The organism is Deltaproteobacteria bacterium, assembly GCA_016234845.1.
In the GTDB taxonomy this organism is placed as follows: domain Bacteria; phylum Desulfobacterota; class Deferrimicrobia; order Deferrimicrobiales; family Deferrimicrobiaceae; genus JACRNP01.
On record JACRNP010000039.1, the window covers coordinates 1 to 3003 of the forward strand.

The window sequence follows — 3003 nt, forward strand, 5'->3', positions numbered from 1 at the left end:
ACCGTACCGCCTTCCGGATCTCCTCGTGGATTTTCCGGGCGTCGCCCGACAGGGCCGCCGGGACGGAGGACGCCTTCGAGCGGAACGCCGCAACGTCCGGATTCCGCTCGATCTCGACTCCCGCGTCCGCCAGCGACGCCAGCTGCTTCGCCTCGTTGCCGCGCACGTACGCGCGGCCCGCCATCGACGCGTCCTTCGCGGCCGCGAGGAAGACCTCCCGGTCCTTCACCGGCATCCGGTCCATGAACGCCTTGTTGGCGGTGATCACGGCCGCGGAGTAGACGTGGCGGGTGAGCGTGAGGTGCCGCTGTCCGGCCTCCGCGAGGTTCGCTCCGTATATGATCGCGACCGGGTTCTCCTGCCCGTCGATCGATCCCTTCCGCAGCTCCGCGTCGATGGGCCACGCCATCGGGACGACGTCGGCGCCGAGTGTCTTCCAGAGGGCCATGTGGGAGGGGGACTCCATCGTCCGGATCTTCAGCCCTTTCAGGTCCTCGGGAGTCCGCACCCGGCGGCGCGAATTCGTCACGTTCCGGAAGCCGTTGTCGAGGAACCGAAGCCCCGTGAACCCGGCCTTCCCGAGGCGCCGGAGGAGATCCGCCCCGATCGGTCCGTCGAGGACCTTGTCGGCCGCCTCGTACGACGGGAAGAGAAACGGCATCTCCAGCGCGCGGATCTCCGGCACGAACGACTCGATGGGGCCGGTGGAGGTGATGGCCATCTGGACGCTCCCCCGCTGGACCTGCCGGAGGATGTCGAGCTCCCCGCCGAGCGTGCCGGAATGGTGGACCGCGACGGCGTATCTTCCCGGGAGCGCCTTCTCCACCGTTCGCTTGAAGCGGTGCGCCGCGATGAAGTACGCGGACTCCGGAACGACCGCCACGGCGATGCGGACCGTGACCGGCGGCGGATCGTGGGCGGACGAGAGCGAGGCGGAGCCGGGGACCAACGCCGCGAACGCCGACAGGATCGCGATCGCACCCCGCACGGCACCCGTACGTCCCGTTCCCCTCCGTTCCCGCCGCATCCTTTCATCTAACCCTCGCCCCGTCCGGTCTGTCAAGGCGCCGCGAACGGATCGGCGGGACGGCGTTCCCCCACTCCGTCGATCGCGGCCTCGGCGACGGCAAGCTCCGCGATTGCGGCACGGATCCCGTCGAGTCGATTCCCCGGGCAAGCTCCGCGATTGCGGCACGGATCCCGTCGAGTCGATTCCCCGCCCCGGATTCGCCGACCAAGCCGGCGATCGTCACGACTTCGCGATCGAGAAACTCCACGGCTTCCCGGAAGAGGCCGTCGATCGAGGCGCCCACGGCGTCGGCCCACTGGGCCGCCACGCGGGAGAGGTTCTTCTCGACCTCCCACGGGATCCTGCGCAGGAAATGCCTTCGGACCAGCGGCCGGAATACCGCCATCGGGATGAGGAACCAGAGCAGCTCGAAATGGGTGTCGAACGTGGAGGAGAACCGGACGTCGGGGTGGGCCGGCTCCTCGACCCGCGGATCGAACCGGGCCCCCTCGAAGCGGGTCCCGAGGGCCCGTTCGATCTCCTCCGCCAGGCGGTCCGCGAACGCCCGCACCGACCGCTCGACAGTCGCCTGCGCCCGGAACAGGAACCCCGCGAGGTGCCCCTCGCCGTGCAGGGAGATCGAACCCATCTCCTCCATCATCGCGTCCGTGAGCCACCCCTCGAATTCCCCGGTTTCCCGCGCGAGGTTTCCCGTCCACTTCGTCATCGCTTGCCGGAGATTGGCGGACACGCGCCCCGCCACCTCGCCGTGGTACGCGTGAAACCGCTCGTCGGCCGCGGTCCGGACCTCGGCCTTCAGGTGGTTGCAGAGGATCCGGATCTCCCCCTTGACGGATCCGAGCCCCTCGCGCTCGCGCGCAAGCGCAGCGAGGAGATCCGCCCGCGCGTCTTCCGCCGCCGCCGCCGCCCGTTCCGCCAGAAGCAGATACTCACGGCACCCGGCGGCCAGCCCGCGAACCTTGTGGCGGACGATCTCCCCGAACGCCTCCTCCCGCCGCCCCGCGATCCGTTCCCGCAGGTAGCCCGCCACCGCCCCGCGCATCCCCTCGAACCCGGGACGGCAGGAGACGGGGAAGATCCTCCACTCCTTTCCCGTGCGGGAAAATGCCTGGTTGCGAATGAACTCGACCACCGAGGCGAGCTCCCCCCCGGACACCAGGTCCGCCTTCGTCAGCAGGATGGCCGCCTCGGAGGTGTGCCGGGCCACGTCCTCGAGGAGAAGAAGGTCGTCTTCGGAAAGAGGGTGGTTGACGCTGACGGCGACGAGGGCCGCCCCCACGCGGGGCATCCACTCCTTCGCCGCCTTCGTGTTGTGCGCGAAGACGCTGCCCAGCCCCGGCGTGTCGACGAACCGGATTCCATCGTACGGCGCGAGGGCGGGAAGCTCCACGTCGACGACCGCCACCTTTTTTCCGTTCGAGGGGTTTCCCCGCTCCGTGACGAACTCGGCGAGCCGGGCCGGCGGGATCTCGCGCGCTTCGCCCGAAAGGAGGTGAACGACGGCCCGTTCCCCCGGCCCGTACCCGATCCGGGTGACCACGGCGGTCGACGGCAGGACGTCGACCGGTACGACTGCGGCGCCGATCAGCCCGTTGAGGAACGAGCTCTTCCCCGCCTTGAACTGCCCGAGCACCGCCACGTCCACCTCGCCGCCGCCCGCAAGCATCTCCCGACAAGCCGAAAGCTGCGGCGCGAGGGATTCGACGCCGAACATCCGGCGGATCGCCTCGACGGTTTCGACGGCGCGCGCAAGATCCAATCCGTCCGCTCCGATCAGGGCACCGGCGTACGGCCGCTCAACTCTCGTGCCGGTGCGTGTACCGGATGACCGTGGCCTTCTCGATCGTGATGAGGCCGCCGACCATCATCCCGTCCACCTTCGGCATCACCCGGTCGACGTTCTCCTGCGTGTCCACCACCTCCACGATGATCGGGAGGTCGCGCGACAGCCGCAGGATCCTGTCCGTGTGGTA

The 3003-nt window shown here is 69.3% G+C and carries 3 protein-coding genes; all 3 read right to left on the reverse strand.

Annotation, left to right across the window (positions count from 1 at the left end; all coding sequences use genetic code 11):
* Positions 1-988, reverse strand: a 988-nt coding sequence (gene dctP / locus HZB86_03780) for a TRAP transporter substrate-binding protein DctP (GenBank protein MBI5904659.1), incomplete at its 3' end; no start/stop codon positions are given.
* A 43-nt stretch (positions 989-1031) separates the two neighbouring features.
* Positions 1032-2789 (reverse strand): dynamin family protein, encoded by a 1758-nt coding sequence (locus HZB86_03785; protein ID MBI5904660.1) that lies wholly within the window; start codon positions 2787-2789, stop codon positions 1032-1034.
* Between the two features lie 37 nt (positions 2790-2826).
* The coding region (locus HZB86_03790) for a DUF190 domain-containing protein (GenBank protein MBI5904661.1) at positions 2827-3003 on the reverse strand (177 nt) is incomplete at its 5' end.